Below are 15,203 nucleotides of genomic sequence, written 5' to 3'. Positions count from 1 at the left end.
AATGGTGGTCAGTTTGCTCCGGAACTGGTGATCAATTTACACTGGAAAGTGGTGGTCAATTTGACCGGTTTTTCCACTTTTATGGCCTAGCATTTTAGATACGGTAAAAATATCAGTGCCGGAGAATATCTGCAGAGTGGCGTAGGTATGGCGAAAGCAGTGAAAAGTAATATGCTTATTTATTCCTGCAAGAGCAAGCCAAACCGGCAGGACTCTGTCAACGTCCCATTTTTTCAGTCCCACAAAAACTTTTTCCTTTTCATTTTTCCGCTCGCCAAGAAGTTCATATGCTTCTTCTGAAATAGGCATGGTCTGGAGACCTTCGGTTTTTTTCTGCTTAAATCTTATGTAGTATCCGTCATGCTCAATAAATTCAATCTCTGACCATATTAATTTTGAAATATCGGAATACCTGAGTCCGGTCAATGTAGAGAACATTGAAATTTTATACACGATTTGGCTGGAGCAAGGTGTGTTAAAAAGGTTTTTTGCCTCATTCAAGGTTAAAAAATTTCGATGCGTTTCTGCTTCCTTTATTGAGTCAATCCCAGCGTTGATATCAGTTCTCAATTTTCCCTCTTTGTAAGCTCTCTTAAGTGTCGTTTTGAGTTTGTTGTAGTAGGAGAGTGCGGTATTGCGCGCTAAAACATTTCCAGTATCCCTTCTGCTTTTAGCTTTTAGCAAATATTCCCTATAGTCATTTAATAAAATTACAGTAATATCCATGAAACAGACATCTTTCCCGTTAAGAAAGTCTTCAAAATGAGCAATTGCACTGTTCCAGATTGCAAAATTTTTTCCATCTTTTTTATCAGCTAGATCATTAAAGTATTTCATAAAAGATCCTTTTCCTATTTTCTGCAGTTCCAGCTGTTCTCTTTCGAATGCAGAGTATACGTCATTCTTGCGGAGCTCATTTTGCCTGCGAATCTGAATGAGTTCAGCTGTATGCTGTGTTTCAATGTTGGAAATTTTTTGAATCTGGGTTTTAGGCTTTTCAAAAAGATACAGTTTTAAAAATTCTCGACGTGTTTGCTTGTTTGTTTCACTGTTCAATATTGATGGATAGAAGTCAAGATAAAGGGATATTCTGCCGTCAGTCAATAATTTTCTTCTTAATGTTACATTAGTCTTTTTCATTTTCTCCTGCATTAAATATAATATCAATATCTTTTTTCGCGACATAATTAAACTTTCCAACAGAATATTTAGCTATTCCATGCCTTTGTATAAGCATATACAGGGCGCTTGCTGAAATTTTAAATTTCTGCTGTATCTGTGTGATGTTGTAGCATCTGTCTAGACCAGGAAATTCCTGTACTGGCTGCAGCATCGACTCCTCTAATGGAACGGAAAAAAAGCTGTCCAGGTCGCATCTGCGAATAATGGTTCTTCTGCCGAATTTTGCAATATTAAGCTCGCCCCTTTCGATCAACCTGTAAATAGTCCTTTTGCTGATGCCGAGCAAATTACTGGCCATATTAACATCGATGAAATCTTTGGTCTTAATGACCTCCAAATTGGCATTTTTGACCGATTCTGTCTGCTTGTTGCTTTGATCGATTTTTGACTTCCTAGCCCTTGATTTATAGGCCTTGGAGCTGCATTTAAGCGAACAGTAAAGTGTCTTTGTTGTGCGTGCTGTAAACTCATTTTTACAGAATTCGCAGATTCTGGTAATCTTAATGTTTGAACTCATAGTAATGTGACTTTAAGTGTCCCACTGTGACTATGTGTGTCTCTACGTGCCATCATTTGGCCACGAAAAAATATTTTTTGCATCTCAGTTTTTCGAGGTACAAACAAGGTACAAATTTAATCAAAACATCACTTAACATCCAAAAGAAAACGCAAGTAAAAAACGAGTTAAAATATTGTTTATCAATATATTAACTCGTTTGTTTGTTTTTATTTTGCGTTATTTTGTCGCCCTATTTCCCGATGCAGAAATTAGCAAAAATATTCCCCAGCAATTCATCATTAGTAACCTGACCTGTGATAAGCCCGAATTGATATAGAGCTTCGCGAATATCCAATGCCATTAAATCGCTTGAAAGATTAGTTTCTAAGCCATATTTCACTTTTTGAATTTCATCCAAAGCTTTTAATAAAGAATCGTAATGCCTTGTATTCGTTACGATTGTTTCGTTATTGCGGAGTGCGCCTGTGTTGACAAAAGAAAGCAATTCATTCTTTAATTCATCAACTCCAATTTTTTCTTTAGCGGAAATGTAAATTGTTGTTGGTTTTTGGTTGTTAGTTGATAGTTTGGCATCAATTTCATCTATTGCTTCTTTTGAAAGTAAGTCTTTTTTATTGATGATAACCAAAATAGGTTTTTGAGGGTATTGATTTTGCGTTTTGTTAATTTCAACAAGTAAGTTATCCAGTCTTCCATCAGCCGACAATTGACAACCATCAACTAGATACAAAACAACCTGCGCCTGATCGATTTTCTCAAAAGTTTTTTTGATTCCGATGCTTTCTACAACATCTTTTGTTTCGCGAATTCCTGCTGTGTCAATAAATCTGAAACCAATTCCGCCGATGGTCAATTCATCTTCGATAGTATCACGAGTTGTTCCTGCAATGTCTGAAACAATAGCGCGTTCTTCGTTCAATAAAGCATTCAGTAAAGTCGATTTTCCAACATTTGGTTCACCAACAATAGCAACCGGAATTCCGTTTTTAATAACGTTTCCGACAGCAAAAGAATCAATTAAGCGTTTTAAAACAAATTCAATTCGGTTTAGTAATTCATGAAACTGAGTTCGGTCGGCAAATTCTACATCTTCTTCTGCAAAATCTAATTCTAATTCGATTAACGAAGCAAAGTTCAAAAGTTCTTCGCGAAGTTTGGCAATTTCGTTGCTGAAACCGCCGCGCATTTGCTGCATCGCAATTTGGTGAGAAGCTTCATTATCAGACGAAATCAAATCGGCAACAGCTTCTGCCTGAGATAAATCGAGTTTTCCGTTTAAGAAAGCTCTTAAGGTGAATTCACCGGCATCGGCCATTCTACAACCTTTTCTTAATAATAACTGAATAATTTGTTGCTGAATATAAGTGGAGCCATGGCAAGAAATCTCAATCGTATCTTCGCCCGTATAAGAATTTGGCCCTTTAAATATCGAAACCAAAACTTCATCAAGCGTTTTTTCATTATCAATAATATGACCTAAATGCAGTGTATGTGTTTTCTGTTTCGTTAAATCTTTATTTTTTATGGATTTAAAAACAGAATTTCCAATTGTAATTGCCTCTGAACCTGAAATACGAATGACAGCAATAGCTCCAGCTCCTGAAGGAGTAGCTAATGCAACTATAGAATCTTGATTTATCATAATGCAAAGGTATAAAAAATGCCTTAAAATTGAATGTCTGATCCAAAGCTGAAAATCGAAATAAGATGTTGCATAAATCTCCTTTTTAAGAAATTATTAAGTGTTAAAATACTGATAATTATCAGGTTGTTTTGTTTTTAGAATGATTAAATTTGAGAGAACAATACACTAATCCTTAACAAAATGAAAAAGATATTATTTCCCACAGATTTTTCTGAAGCGGCTACAAATGCGTTTGTCCACGCACTAGAGTTTGCCAAAATTGTCAACGCCGAACTTATTTTGCTTCATACTTTTGAGATTCCGGTGTATGACAGCCAGTTTTTTCCAGAAAATTATGCCTCGATTTACAGCTCAATAGAATTGGCTAAATTTGAGATGTTTAAAGATGAAATTCCAAAATTGAGAGCTATTGCCGCAGAGCGGAAATTAGAAAATATTGTCATCAAGCATCGATTGATGGACGGTGATTTGATTTTTAATTTGAAAAATGCTGTCGAAGAAGATCAAGTTGATTTTGTAATAATGGGAACCACCGGTGTTTCTGATTGGACAAAGTTTTTTACCGGATCAAATACAAACTCGGTGATTTCAGAAGTTAATGTGCCTGTTTTGTGCGTTCCTGTCGATGCTAAATATAAAAAGGTAAAAGTCATTGGATTTACCACCAGATACCGCGAAAAAGATAAAAAGGTACTGCAAAGAATATTGAAAATTGCTAAAAAGACGGACGCAAAAGTCAAAAGTTTATACGTGAAAACTTCACATTCTGACGTTTCAGAAATGACAATTAAAGAATGGGAACAGGAATTTGCGAATGAAAATGTTGAATTTTTAGTTCTCCCAAGCGATGAAGTAAAAGAAACTATTCTTGACTTTATTCTTTATAAAGACATTGATATTCTGACAACTATAACGCACAAAAGATCTTTTTTTGAAAGCATTTTTGAATCGAGCTTTTCAAAAAAAATTACCAAAGAAGTTTCTGTGCCCGTTTTAGTAATGCATGAAAAGGAATAAAAAAGAAAATTATTTAAATAACAGTTTTGAAAGTGTAAAATTTATATTTGTACTTCAATAAAATTTAAAATGGAAGTATATCAAAATAAAGTCGCACACTTTTCCAATCTTTATAATAAAATCAATAAAAGATACAACAGCATCAGTATTTTGCGTCTGTTAACAGTTTTTCTTTGTTTGTTTATGTTGTTTTATTACATCAAAACCAATGATATACTGTTTGTCGTGATGGCAGTTTTGTCTTTTGTTGGTTTTATTTTTTTAATGAAAATCCACACTAAATTATCTTTTCAAAAACAACTTACCACCGCACTTTTAAAAATTAATCAAAATGAAATTTCGTTTTTAAAAAGAGAAAAATTGCCTTTTGAAAACGGAATCGAATTCAACGATTTTCATCATCCATATGCGTATGATTTGGATATTTTCGGTGATCATTCTTTGTTCCAAAATTTAAACAGAACAGCAACATTTATCGGAAAAAAAACCTTAGCAAATAAGTTGTTGCATCTTTTTCCAAATGAAGTTATTTTAGAAAATCAGGAAGCTATAAACGAACTTAAAACGAAGATCGATTGGCGTCAGGATTTTTTAGCATTAGCTACTGTCAGTTCTGACAGTAAAGCTTCGTATGATTCTATAATTCATTGGAATTCATTTAAAAATAATACATTACCTAAAGTGACGGTTTTGCTGTCGTTTGCACTGCCTGCGTTGTTTTTTGGTGTTTTAATTGCATATTATATTACTTCAAAAACGATTTTACTATCCTATTTGAGTTATGTTTTTATTGCGAATTTGATGGTTGTAGGAAGATCATTGAAAAGAATTCAGTCTGAAATTGCGAAGGCTGATAACGTTGATAAAATAATCAAGCAATATAGTTTATTAGTTCAGAGAATTGAAACAGAAACCTTTCAATCTAAAAAATTAAGAGATTTACAACAACAACTTGTTTTCAAGAATGCACCGGCAAGTGTGCATTTAAAACAGTTATCAGAGTTGTTTTCAAGAATGGACACTATAAGTAATTTAGTGACAGCAACTTTGTTTAATGGTACTTTTTTGTTTAATCTTCATGTTTTAAAAGCGCTTTTAAAGTGGAAAGATAATTATTCTGAAGAACTTGAAAAATGGATTGCTGTTATTGGCGAGTTTGAAGCGTTGAATAGTTTAGCAAATTTAGCATACAATAATCCTGATTTTGTTTTCCCAGAAATCAATTCAGAATATAAAATTGGTTTTTCAGATTTGAGTCATCCTTTATTAAATCCACTAACTAGAGTAGGGAATGACACTCATTTTTATCCGGAATCTTTCATGATTTTAACAGGTTCAAATATGTCTGGTAAAAGTACTTTTTTAAGAAGTTTGGGTGTTAATATGGTTTTAGGTGGAATTGGGTCAGTTGTTTGTGCTTCAAAAGCTAATATTCATCCACTTCCAGTATTGGTTTCAATGCGATTATCCGATTCTTTGGCCGACAGCGAATCGTATTTCTTTGCTGAAATCAAACGTTTAAAACAAATTATGGATGCATTAGAAGATAGACCAGCTTTTGTTTTGTTAGATGAAATTTTAAGAGGAACAAATTCTGATGATAAACGAAACGGAACTATTGAAGTGGTTAAAAAGGTAATCGCGCAAAAAGCAATTGGAGCAATCGCAACACATGATATTGAAGTCTGCTTGACAACAAATGAATATCCTGATATTCTGACGAATCAATGTTTTGAAGTCGAAATCAAGAATAACGAACTTTATTTTGATTATAAACTGAGAGGCGGTATTTGTAAAAATAAAAGCGCTACTTTCTTAATGCAAAAAATGGGAGTGATTTAAAAGAAAAAGCCTAAAGAATTCTTGTAAATTCTTTAGGCTTTTTTTTTAAACGATAGTTCCGTTGTGTATAAGCATTCGTACAGGTGACATCCTTGAAACTGCTTCTGCAGAGCAACTTGCATCAAGAAAAACTAGGTCAGCTTTGTCGCCATTTTTTGGCCATTGCTGAATACCTTTGTCGTCTAACGGAATTGGACCTGCAGTTGCTAATTTAAGCATTCTTGACAATGCAAGTTCAGTGGTTTGCCCGTATAATTGCGATGCAAGATTTGCCTTTTGCAAAACACTTCCGGTTCCAAATGTATTCCAGTGATCGATAATGCTGTCGTTTCCTGTCATTACATTTACGCCATATTTCATTAAAGTGGGAATTGGCATGACTAAACTTCCAAAAGGTATCGTTGAAACAATTCCTATTTGAGCATTGCTTAGTTTTTCAGCCATTTCTTCTTGTTTGGTTTTTTCTAGTTTTCCGAGTGCAAAACAATGGCTGAGAAATGTTTTTCCTTTTAAATCAGGATTCTCATTTACTTTCTCTATTAAATAATCTATAGTTTTTACTCCAGATTCACCCGATTCATGCAAATGAATATCAATTCCCTTTTTGTTGTCCAATGCCAATTGAACTGTAAAATCAATTGTTTTTTCGATTGCGCCATCAATAGAATAAGGATCAAGTCCGCCAATAAAATCGATATCCATTTTGGCAGCTTCTTTTAAATACGGAACAGAATCGGTATAAAAAACGCCGTGTTGCGGAAAAGCAACTAATTCGGCACCAAAAGTATTTTTCTTGTTTTCTAAAGCTATTTGTAGATTTTTTAAAGATTGAAGTTTTGAAGTCGGTTCTATGTTTACGTGACTACGCGCAAACGATGTTCCGTGAGATTGTAATAATTCAATCAGTTTTTCTGCTTTTTGAGTAGAATTTTTCAGCATTTCTGGGAGAATTTGCTGTTCGAGCGCAATCATTCCTTTTACGCCGCCAGTTCTTTTTTTAACAGCATGCCAGTCATTATAAAATGTTTTGTCTAAATGAATATGCATGTCTCTAAATGCAGGAAGCATCAATAAACCTTTTGCATCAATAGCGGCTGAATTGGGTTTGTTTGGCGAAATAGCTTTTATTTTTCCGTCGCTTATTTCAATGCAGAATAATTCTGTTTTAGTGCGTACAACGTCGTTATCTTCATATTCAAAACCCGTTTCTAACCTGACATTTTTTAGAGTATAATTTTTCCCGGCCGAAGTTTTTATTTCAGAATTAGGTTCATTCCTTGTAGCTGCATTGGCTGTATTTAGGAAACTTGAACCAACAGCAAGTCCTGCAACTCCAAAAACGGAGTTTCTTAAAAAATCTTTACGGGTTATATTTGAATCTGTCATACTGAATAAATATTTACACAAAAATAGAATTCGTATCAATAAAAGACCTATAAAATTTATTCCAAGGCTTGAAAGATTTATAACTGCTCGCGAAAATTTGTTGGTGCTGTTCCGGTTTGTGTTTTGAAGAAATTCGAAAAATAGCTGTGATCGACAAAACCCAATTCAAAGGCAATTTCCTTTACTGATAATGCTGTTGCTTTAAGATGTCGTTTTGCTTCCAAAAGAATTCGTTGCTGAATAACTTCTGTAGCCGAAATTTTTAAATATTTTTTACAGAGTATGTTTAAGTAATTAGCTGAAATATTGAGTTTTGAAGCGTAAAAAGAAACCGATTTTTCTTCTTTAAAATTGATGTTAATCAGTTCTTGAAATTTTGCAATTCTTGGTTCTGTTTGATAAATATTATGATCTGAAAATACTTTTGCAGCTTCTTTGCTGATAATCGAAGCAATAACAGAAGTACGCGAACTTATTAATTCTTGAAGAGAATCTTGGCTTTCGATTTCGGTTTTAATTGCTAAAAATTCATATTCCAAAAGATTGTATGATTCCTGACTCAGTTCTATAACGGGATGATTGTGATATTGTGCAAATGAAAATCTGAAGCTTGAGGAAAAGCTTTCAAAAAAATCTCTGCCAATCATAAGTTGATAACCTGTTGTGTCAGGTTCGATATGCCATTTGTGAACTTGTCCAGGAAAAAGAAGATGAATTTGATGGTTGTTGATTTTATAATCTACAAAGTCGATATTGTGGACGCCTTTTGCTTGATCAAAAAGGATAATAATAAAAAAATCATGTTGATGCGGTTTGTCAATATGTCTTTCTCCATGAAGTTCGTTAAAAACAAGCTGATCTAAATGCGTATCTTGTTCTTTCTGAAATTCTTGAAGACCAAGAAGCGGAATATTTTGGTTTGTTTTTTTAATTGCCATTGCACTTGGTTTGCGTCTGTTTTACTTTGTAATAAAATGACTTTTAAAGAAACAAAAAGTGCTGAATTACTTCAGCACTTCATTAATTGTATTTACAAAAGCTTCTACGGGCTGAGCGCCTGATACGGCATATTTTCGGTCAAAAACAAAAAACGGAACGCCTTGGACGCCTATTTCTTGTGCTTCGGTGATGTCGTGCTGCACTTCTTTCAAAAATAAATTTTCGTTTTGAAGCACTTCTAAAATTTCAGCTTTATCTAAACCAGCTTTTTCTCCCAATTCTATCAGCGTTGGACCATTATTTAAATCACGGCCTTCTGTAAAATAAGCTTTGAAGAAAATTTCTCCCATTTCATCGCCTAATTTTTTCGTTTTCGCCAATTGAATGATTCGATGCGCTTCTAAAGAATTTGAAATAACCGCTTTATCGAAGTTATAATCCAAACCAACGCTTTTGGCGCGCTCTGCGACACCTTTATGCATTTCTTTTGATTGTTCAAGTGACATGCCTTTTCTTTCAGCTAAAAACGTGTAAACGTCTTTTCCAGATTGTGGTGTGATACTTGGATCAAGCTGAAAGCTTTTCCATTCAATTTCGAAGTTATCTTCAGGAAACTGTTTTAAAGCCGTCTCCAATTGTCTTTTTCCGATATAACAAAACGGACACATGATGTCCGACCAAATTTCTATTTTCATAGTACAAAGTTACAGAAAAAATTTGTTTCAGGTTTGAAGTTTTAGGTTTCAGGTTGAATGGCTTGTGTGAAGTTTAACCGCAAAGCACGCAAAGTTTTTTGATCAAGATTGTGCTCACAAAAGCAAAGTTCGCAAAGCTTTATTTAAACTTTGCGAACTTTGCTAGTTTCAGTCTTCAAGTTTTCTTTGTGCAACAAACCCGACAGGTTTTAAAAACCTGTCGGGTTTACTGGTGTAAGATGTGTTGCGTGATTTAACCGGAAAGCACGCAAAGTTATTTGATTAAGATTGTGCTTACAAACGCAAAGTTCGCAAAGCTTTGTGAAAACAACTTTGCGAACTTTGCGTTGTTCTTAGCGTCTTTGCGGTTAAATTATAGGTATAGTATATCAACATGAAGCTTTAAACCTGAAACTTCAAACAAAAATCTCCCTAAATAAAAAACCGCAAATCTTAAAAAAAGAATTGCGGTTTCTAGGTATAAAAAATGGTTGGTTAATAGCGATATTTTTTTTTTACAATGATATGCCTTTAATTCGAAACTAAAAAAAATCCCTGTAACAAAAAGAAGTTTTGATGTTAACTATTTAACATTACAGGCATTACCAGCATTGTTACTGTTTCTCCTTCTTCTAGACCATCAACTGGAGTAAGGATTCCAGCTCTGTTTGGCAATGACATTTCCAACATAATCATGTCAGATTGTAAATTCGTAAGCATCTCTGTTAAAAAACGCGAGTTGAAACCAATTTGAAGATCATCTCCTTGATAATCACAAGTCAACCTTTCTTCTGCTTTGTTTGAGTAATCAATATCTTCAGCAGAAACATTCAATTCCGCTCCAGCGATTTTTAAACGGATTTGGTGTGTAGTTTTGTTTGAGAAAATCGCAACACGACGAACAGAACTTAAAAATAAAGAACGGTCAATCATTAATTTGTTTGGATTTTCTTTTGGAATTACCGCTTCATAATTTGGGTATTTTCCGTCGATCAAACGACACATCAAGATATAATTGTCAAATGAGAAAGTCGCATTTGAATCGTTGTATTCAATTTTTACTTCAGCGTCAGAACTTCCTAAAATACTTTTCAAGATGTTCAAAGGTTTCTTTGGCATAATAAAATCAGCAACCTGAGATGCTTTTACATCTGTACGTGCATATTTTACCAATTTGTGAGCATCTGTAGCAACAAAAGTCAATCCTTCTGGTGAAAACTGGAAGAAAACTCCAGACATTACCGGACGCAAATCGTCGTTTCCGGCAGCAAAAATAGTTTTGCTTACAGCAGTTGCTAAAACATCAGCAGGAACAAGAGTTACAGATGGATCTTCAAGATTTACAGATTTTGGAAATTCTTCTCCGGCTGCATATGCTAATGCGTATTTACCTGAGTTAGAACTGATTTCAACTGTATTGTTGTCTTCAACTGTAAAAGTCAAAGGCTGTTCTGGAAATGTTTTTAAAATTTCAAGCAAAAGTTTTGCAGGTACAGCAACGCTTCCTTTACTTGTAGAATCGATCGATAATGTAGCCGACATTGTAGTTTCAAGATCTGATGCCGAAACTGTCAACTCATTATTGTTTAGTTCAAATAAAAAGTTATCTAAAATAGGCAGTGTATTGTTGCTGTTGATTACACTTCCTAAAACTTGTAGTTGTTTTAATAAGTAAGAACTCGATACTATAAATTTCATCTCTTTTGTTTTATTTTTTGTTGTATTCACTAATATTTGCCGTTATGAATACGGATTACAAATATATCTTAAACTATCTAAAGTATGACATTTTTTTATCAACATCTATTTGCTGTATTTTCTTTTTCTAAGGAAAGTAAATAACAGTCCAAAAATCAATAAAATTAGAATTGGAAGTCCGATAGTTATGAATTGCGTGCGCGTATAGTTTTCGTAAACTTTTTCTTTGTCTAAAAGCGGCAGTTCAACATCTTTGCTTCTAATGTTAATAAGTCCGGTGTCATCAAGCAGATAATTGATGCAGTTCATCATGAAATCTTTGTTGTCATAAAGGTTTCCTGTACGCTGATCATAGCCCAATTCTACTGGCATCAAGTTTTTGTCTAATTGATTTCTTGCTAAATCGCCATCAGCAATCACAATCATTTTGTTTGGTTTTCCTTGCGCTTGAAACGAACTTTCTTTAAATGGCAATACACGATTTTGAAACGCCGAATGGAACGAACCTTCTAATAAAACAGCTAGAGGCAAGTTGCCTTTATTTTGATATTGCTCAAGCGAAATCTGCTCGGTTACAATATTCAGATTGATTTCTGCTGGAGTTCCAATTTTTTTAGAATTAACAGATGATTGCAGTAAAACTGTTTTTTTGATTCCGTTTTTCAAAGTATCAATCGGACTTGCGAAATCAAATTTTATTCCGCCTAAATGCTTCACAATTGGGTTTTGGCTTGTAGGAATAACAACTGGCGCAAATTTCCATATAAAATCCTGATATTGCGTTGCGCTTCCTTGTTCTCCGGTTGCAAGTTTTATAGGGCTTCCTTGTTCGTCTTTTACTAAATCAGGGTTAATTCTGAAACCGTATTTAAAGAACATATCGTTCAAATTCAAATCTCTCGGATACGCCAATGTCGCACCAGCCTGATTATACAAACTGTCCATATCTGCAGCAACTTGATCAATCAGCCAAATTGTTTTTCCGCCATTCATTACAAATTGATCTAGAACTTCTTTTTCTTCATCAGAAAAAGCTTCTGTTGGCTTTGCAATAATCGCTAAATCATATTTTTTAAGTGCGTTTAAAGTTCCGTTTGGATCTTTGGCAACCGAATCCAAAGTAAAAGGTCCAATATAATAGCTTTCTTTGATTTGGCGAAGCAATTTAGCAATATGAACTTCGTGCAATTCTTCGTTTCCTTTTATAATAGCAACTTTCTTTTGTTTGTCTTTGGTGATTTTATTTATCGCATCGGCAATTGAATATTCAAGGTGCTGAATAGAACCAATTACTTTTTGAGTAGTCGAAGTTCCCATAATGTTTTTCAACAGCGGAATATTAACTTCTTTATTATCATAAACCGCAATTGCCCAAGGAAAAACCATTGCTTGCGATTGTTTTCCTTTATCGTCAACAGTGATATTTACTGGCGTAAGTCCTTTTTGATAAAGTGATTTTACCATTTCCATGCTTTCGTCTTCGTTTTCCATTGGGTTTACGAATTCGAAAACTATATTACTATTGTAAGCTTGAAATTCTTCCAGTAATTGTTTGGTTTCCTGTTGTAAACGACGGAAATCTGCAGGAAGATCGCCTTGCATGTAAATTTTGATTGACAACGGATTTTTAACCTGTTTTACAATCTGTAAAGAGGTTTGAGACAATGTATAACGTTTGTCTTTGGTTAAATCAAAACGGTGGAAAAATAAGCTTCCGAGAACATTTAAAACAATTAAAACTAAAATTGTAATGCCTAATGTCTTTAAATTTAATTTATTAGATGTTTTCATTACGCTTTAAAAGATTTTAATTGATAAACAGTAAATGATAAAAACAGAACGGTAACACTCAAGAAATAAATAATATCTCGCGTATCAAGAACGCCACGGCTCATACTTTTGAAATGATCTTGCATTCCAAATGCTGAAATAATATTAGATTGCCCCGGAATTAAAGTCGCAACGCCTTCAAAACCAAAATAAAATATAAAGCAAAGAAAAACCGCAACGATAAACGCAACAATTTGGTTTTCTGATAGTGTAGAAGTGAAAATCCCAATTGCTGAATAAGAGCCAATTAAGAATAACAATCCGAAATAAGAGCCAATTGTGCTTCCCATATCAATATTACCTTGCGGATTTCCTAAATCTGAAATTACGAAGACATAAATGAACGTTGGAATTATCGCTAATATGATAAGCAAAAACGATCCGAAAAACTTTCCGTTTACAATTTCCCAAACAGATAATGGTTTAGTTAAAAGCAATTCAAGCGTTCCTTGTTTTTTTTCATCAGAGAAACTTCTCATGGTTACAGCCGGAATCAGAAAAATTAGAATCCAAGGCGCTAAAGTGAAAAACGGAGTCAAATCGGCGTAACCAGTGTTCAGAATATTATAATCTCCTTCAAATACCCATAAAAATAGTCCGTTGCTGATTAAGAAAATCGCAATGACCAAATAGCCAATAGGAGAACCAAAAAAGGATTTTATTTCTCGTAAAATGATTGATTTCATGTATGATGTTTAATCGTTTATTTGTTTAATCGTGTAATTGTGTTGTGTTTTTTTTTAACCGCAAAGAGCGCAAAGTTTTACGCAATGTTCGCAAAGTTATTGCTCAATGCTTTGCGAACTTTAGCGTTTTTACAAAGTTTCTTAAGAAAAAAAACTTGCGTTCTTTGCGGTTAAATCGTTTTAATTCAAGCTAACCAATTTGTCAACGCTCCAAGCTTCAGGCTTAGCATTAAACAATTTTTTTGTAAAATCCCAAACCGAATTAAATAGTTCAGATTTTCTGTAATTTTCTAAATCTTGTTCGGTTTCCCAATAACTATAGGTAAAGAAAATACATTTGTCATTTTTGTCCTGATACAATTCTAAAAAACGATTTCCGTCGGCATTTCGTATTTTTTCTTTCACCGATTCGAAATTCTCCAGAAAATCTGGGATTTTTTCTTCGTGAAAACTCATTTTTACTATTCTTACGAACATGTTTTTAATTTTAGATTTTAGATTGCAGTGTTTAGATTTTTTTGAATGTCTAAAGTCATACAGGTGCGCAAAAGTACCAAAATTGATTGTTGTTTTTATAAAAATTTTGAATAGTTTTTTAGACAATATTGTCATTTCGACGGAGGAGAAATCTTCGCAAGAAACTCCTCAATAAATGACTCCAATCTTTGTAGAGCTACTCGTGGAGATTTCTCCTTCGTCGAAATGACAAAAAAGACGAATTAAAATCAGTTTAATCAGTTAAATCTGTGGGCTATTTCTATAAAAACTTAACCGTAATCACATCACGATAATTCAATCCCAGCAAACTATTTGCAGAACCCACTTTAGAAGGATTGCTTCTAAAAATGGCAATTTCAAGGAAACCAGCTTCATTAAAAATGGCCAGTTTTTCACCCTCATAAGTTTTGATTGGATATTTTTCAGAAGTTGCAATTGCCGAATAATTTGGTAGAATTGTTTTGATGCTTTTTGGCTTCATCACGATTTCGTAGGGGCGTCCGCGGGAAACCTCCAAAAATTGTTTTTTAGAAATATTGGTTACAACGTTTCCAAAATGGTCAATATATATAACGTATCCTTTAAGCGAATTTCCGTCGGCAGCAACAACTGCTTGAAGTTCTGTAACTTCTTTGACAGCAGGGATTTCTTTGCCGATTACATTCAGCAAACCACCTTTTGCAATATGACAGGCAACTTGAATAAAAACGTCTAAATCAGAATATTCAGCTGGAAAACGATCGTGAATATTGATGGCAACGATTTTCTGTGGCACGATTTTCTGCGTAAGCATGCTTAAAATTCCGTTATCGGCACAAATAAAAAAATGATCATTCCATTGCATGGCAATATGCTGATTCTCTTTATTGCGCTCAATATCGACTCCAATTAAGTGAACCGTTCCTTTTGGGAAACTCAAATATGATGCTCCAATAACGTAACTCGCTTCGGCAGTGTTGAATGGATCAATATCGTGTGAAATGTCAATGATTTTTGCATTCGAAATCTCCGAAAGAATTTTACCCTTCAGCGAACCAACAAAGTGGTCTTTTAAGCCGTAATCCGTAGTAAGGGTAATTATTGACATCATTTTGTTTATAACTATTGATAGTATTTAAATCTAATTTTCATTAAATTTGAGAAATGCAAATCTAGTAATAGTAAATACAAATTGAAAGAAAGAAAAGACAATTTGCGTTTAAAGATATGAACATACCCGACAGCCATAGATTTACAAAACAAATTTATTTTTAATTTAAATTTAT

13 protein-coding genes are annotated in these 15,203 nt (G+C 33.9%); 2 read left to right on the top strand and 11 right to left on the bottom strand.

Annotated elements, in window-relative coordinates; genetic code table 11:
* Nucleotides 1-36: 36 nt before the first annotated feature.
* The 3 genes from FND99_RS19590 to mnmE all read right to left on the bottom strand — a co-directional run bounded on the left by FND99_RS19590 (nucleotide 37) and on the right by mnmE (nucleotide 3,344).
* A complete protein-coding gene (locus FND99_RS19590) occupies nucleotides 37-1,140 on the bottom strand; it encodes a site-specific integrase (protein WP_144339620.1) in 1,104 nt (367 codons plus the stop codon).
* Nucleotides 1,127-1,699 (bottom strand): helix-turn-helix domain-containing protein, encoded by a 573-nt coding sequence (locus tag FND99_RS19585; protein WP_144339619.1) that lies wholly within the window; start codon nucleotides 1,697-1,699, stop codon nucleotides 1,127-1,129. Before FND99_RS19585 ends, FND99_RS19590 begins: the two co-directional genes overlap by 14 nt.
* 232 nt (nucleotides 1,700-1,931) lie before the next feature.
* Nucleotides 1,932-3,344 (bottom strand): tRNA uridine-5-carboxymethylaminomethyl(34) synthesis GTPase MnmE, encoded by a 1,413-nt coding sequence (gene mnmE, locus FND99_RS19580; RefSeq protein ID WP_144339618.1) that lies wholly within the window; start codon nucleotides 3,342-3,344, stop codon nucleotides 1,932-1,934.
* 183 nt (nucleotides 3,345-3,527) lie between these two features.
* Here mnmE and FND99_RS19575 point away from each other — a divergent pair, with 183 nt between their 5' ends.
* The gene (locus tag FND99_RS19575; protein WP_144339617.1) at nucleotides 3,528-4,364 is read left to right on the top strand and encodes a universal stress protein; all 837 of its coding nucleotides are present in this window, start codon (nucleotides 3,528-3,530) and stop codon (nucleotides 4,362-4,364) included.
* Between the two features lie 69 nt (nucleotides 4,365-4,433).
* A complete protein-coding gene (locus FND99_RS19570; protein ID WP_144339616.1) occupies nucleotides 4,434-6,206 on the top strand; it encodes a MutS-related protein in 1,773 nt (590 codons plus the stop codon).
* 45 nt (nucleotides 6,207-6,251) lie between these two features.
* On the opposite strand, the gene FND99_RS19565 is transcribed toward FND99_RS19570, so the two are convergent.
* From FND99_RS19565 to FND99_RS19530, 8 genes are all read right to left on the bottom strand, one after another.
* Nucleotides 6,252-7,592, bottom strand: a complete 1,341-nt coding sequence (locus tag FND99_RS19565) for an amidohydrolase (RefSeq protein WP_144339615.1) — start codon at nucleotides 7,590-7,592, stop codon at nucleotides 6,252-6,254.
* A 77-nt stretch (nucleotides 7,593-7,669) separates the two neighbouring features.
* A complete protein-coding gene (locus FND99_RS19560; protein ID WP_211356646.1) occupies nucleotides 7,670-8,530 on the bottom strand; it encodes an AraC family transcriptional regulator in 861 nt (286 codons plus the stop codon).
* Between the two features lie 66 nt (nucleotides 8,531-8,596).
* Entirely contained in the window at nucleotides 8,597-9,226 is a 630-nt protein-coding gene (locus tag FND99_RS19555) for a DsbA family oxidoreductase (protein ID WP_144339614.1), read from the bottom strand.
* 579 nt (nucleotides 9,227-9,805) lie between these two features.
* The gene (gene dnaN / locus FND99_RS19550) at nucleotides 9,806-10,924 is read right to left on the bottom strand and encodes a DNA polymerase III subunit beta (RefSeq protein WP_144339613.1); all 1,119 of its coding nucleotides are present in this window, start codon (nucleotides 10,922-10,924) and stop codon (nucleotides 9,806-9,808) included.
* 105 nt (nucleotides 10,925-11,029) lie between these two features.
* Nucleotides 11,030-12,715: a gliding motility-associated ABC transporter substrate-binding protein GldG gene (gene gldG / locus FND99_RS19545; RefSeq protein ID WP_144339612.1), complete on the bottom strand. Its 1,686-nt coding sequence runs from the start codon at nucleotides 12,713-12,715 to the stop codon at nucleotides 11,030-11,032.
* Entirely contained in the window at nucleotides 12,715-13,440 is a 726-nt protein-coding gene (gene gldF, locus FND99_RS19540; protein WP_144339611.1) for a gliding motility-associated ABC transporter permease subunit GldF, read from the bottom strand. Before gldF ends, gldG begins: the two co-directional genes overlap by 1 nt.
* Before the next feature lie 180 nt (nucleotides 13,441-13,620).
* Nucleotides 13,621-13,917: a putative quinol monooxygenase gene (locus tag FND99_RS19535; protein WP_144339610.1), complete on the bottom strand. Its 297-nt coding sequence runs from the start codon at nucleotides 13,915-13,917 to the stop codon at nucleotides 13,621-13,623.
* 280 nt (nucleotides 13,918-14,197) lie between these two features.
* Nucleotides 14,198-15,025: an SAM hydrolase/SAM-dependent halogenase family protein gene (locus FND99_RS19530; RefSeq protein WP_144339609.1), complete on the bottom strand. Its 828-nt coding sequence runs from the start codon at nucleotides 15,023-15,025 to the stop codon at nucleotides 14,198-14,200.
* Nucleotides 15,026-15,203: the final 178 nt, after the last annotated feature.

The organism is Flavobacterium daemonense (assembly GCF_007341385.1).
Classification (GTDB): Bacteria; Bacteroidota; Bacteroidia; order Flavobacteriales; family Flavobacteriaceae; genus Flavobacterium; species Flavobacterium daemonense.
The sequence above is the reverse complement of the archived record's forward strand: the minus strand, read 5'-3'. Positions and strand labels throughout refer to the sequence as shown.

What these genes read in the sequence shown, in the direction of transcription:
- FND99_RS19590 (WP_144339620.1), bottom strand. Translation starts at nt 1,140, where the DNA reads ATGAAAAAGACTAATGTAACATTAAGAAGAAAATTATTGACTGACGGC.
- FND99_RS19585 (WP_144339619.1), bottom strand. Translation starts at nt 1,699, where the DNA reads ATGAGTTCAAACATTAAGATTACCAGAATCTGCGAATTCTGTAAAAAT.
- mnmE (WP_144339618.1), bottom strand. Translation starts at nt 3,344, where the DNA reads ATGATAAATCAAGATTCTATAGTTGCATTAGCTACTCCTTCAGGAGCT.
- FND99_RS19575 (WP_144339617.1), top strand. Translation starts at nt 3,528, where the DNA reads ATGAAAAAGATATTATTTCCCACAGATTTTTCTGAAGCGGCTACAAAT.
- FND99_RS19570 (WP_144339616.1), top strand. Translation starts at nt 4,434, where the DNA reads ATGGAAGTATATCAAAATAAAGTCGCACACTTTTCCAATCTTTATAAT.
- FND99_RS19565 (WP_144339615.1), bottom strand. Translation starts at nt 7,592, where the DNA reads ATGACAGATTCAAATATAACCCGTAAAGATTTTTTAAGAAACTCCGTT.
- FND99_RS19560 (WP_211356646.1), bottom strand. Translation starts at nt 8,530, where the DNA reads ATGGCAATTAAAAAAACAAACCAAAATATTCCGCTTCTTGGTCTTCAA.
- FND99_RS19555 (WP_144339614.1), bottom strand. Translation starts at nt 9,226, where the DNA reads ATGAAAATAGAAATTTGGTCGGACATCATGTGTCCGTTTTGTTATATC.
- dnaN (WP_144339613.1), bottom strand. Translation starts at nt 10,924, where the DNA reads ATGAAATTTATAGTATCGAGTTCTTACTTATTAAAACAACTACAAGTT.
- gldG (WP_144339612.1), bottom strand. Translation starts at nt 12,715, where the DNA reads ATGAAAACATCTAATAAATTAAATTTAAAGACATTAGGCATTACAATT.
- gldF (WP_144339611.1), bottom strand. Translation starts at nt 13,440, where the DNA reads ATGAAATCAATCATTTTACGAGAAATAAAATCCTTTTTTGGTTCTCCT.
- FND99_RS19535 (WP_144339610.1), bottom strand. Translation starts at nt 13,917, where the DNA reads ATGTTCGTAAGAATAGTAAAAATGAGTTTTCACGAAGAAAAAATCCCA.
- FND99_RS19530 (WP_144339609.1), bottom strand. Translation starts at nt 15,025, where the DNA reads ATGTCAATAATTACCCTTACTACGGATTACGGCTTAAAAGACCACTTT.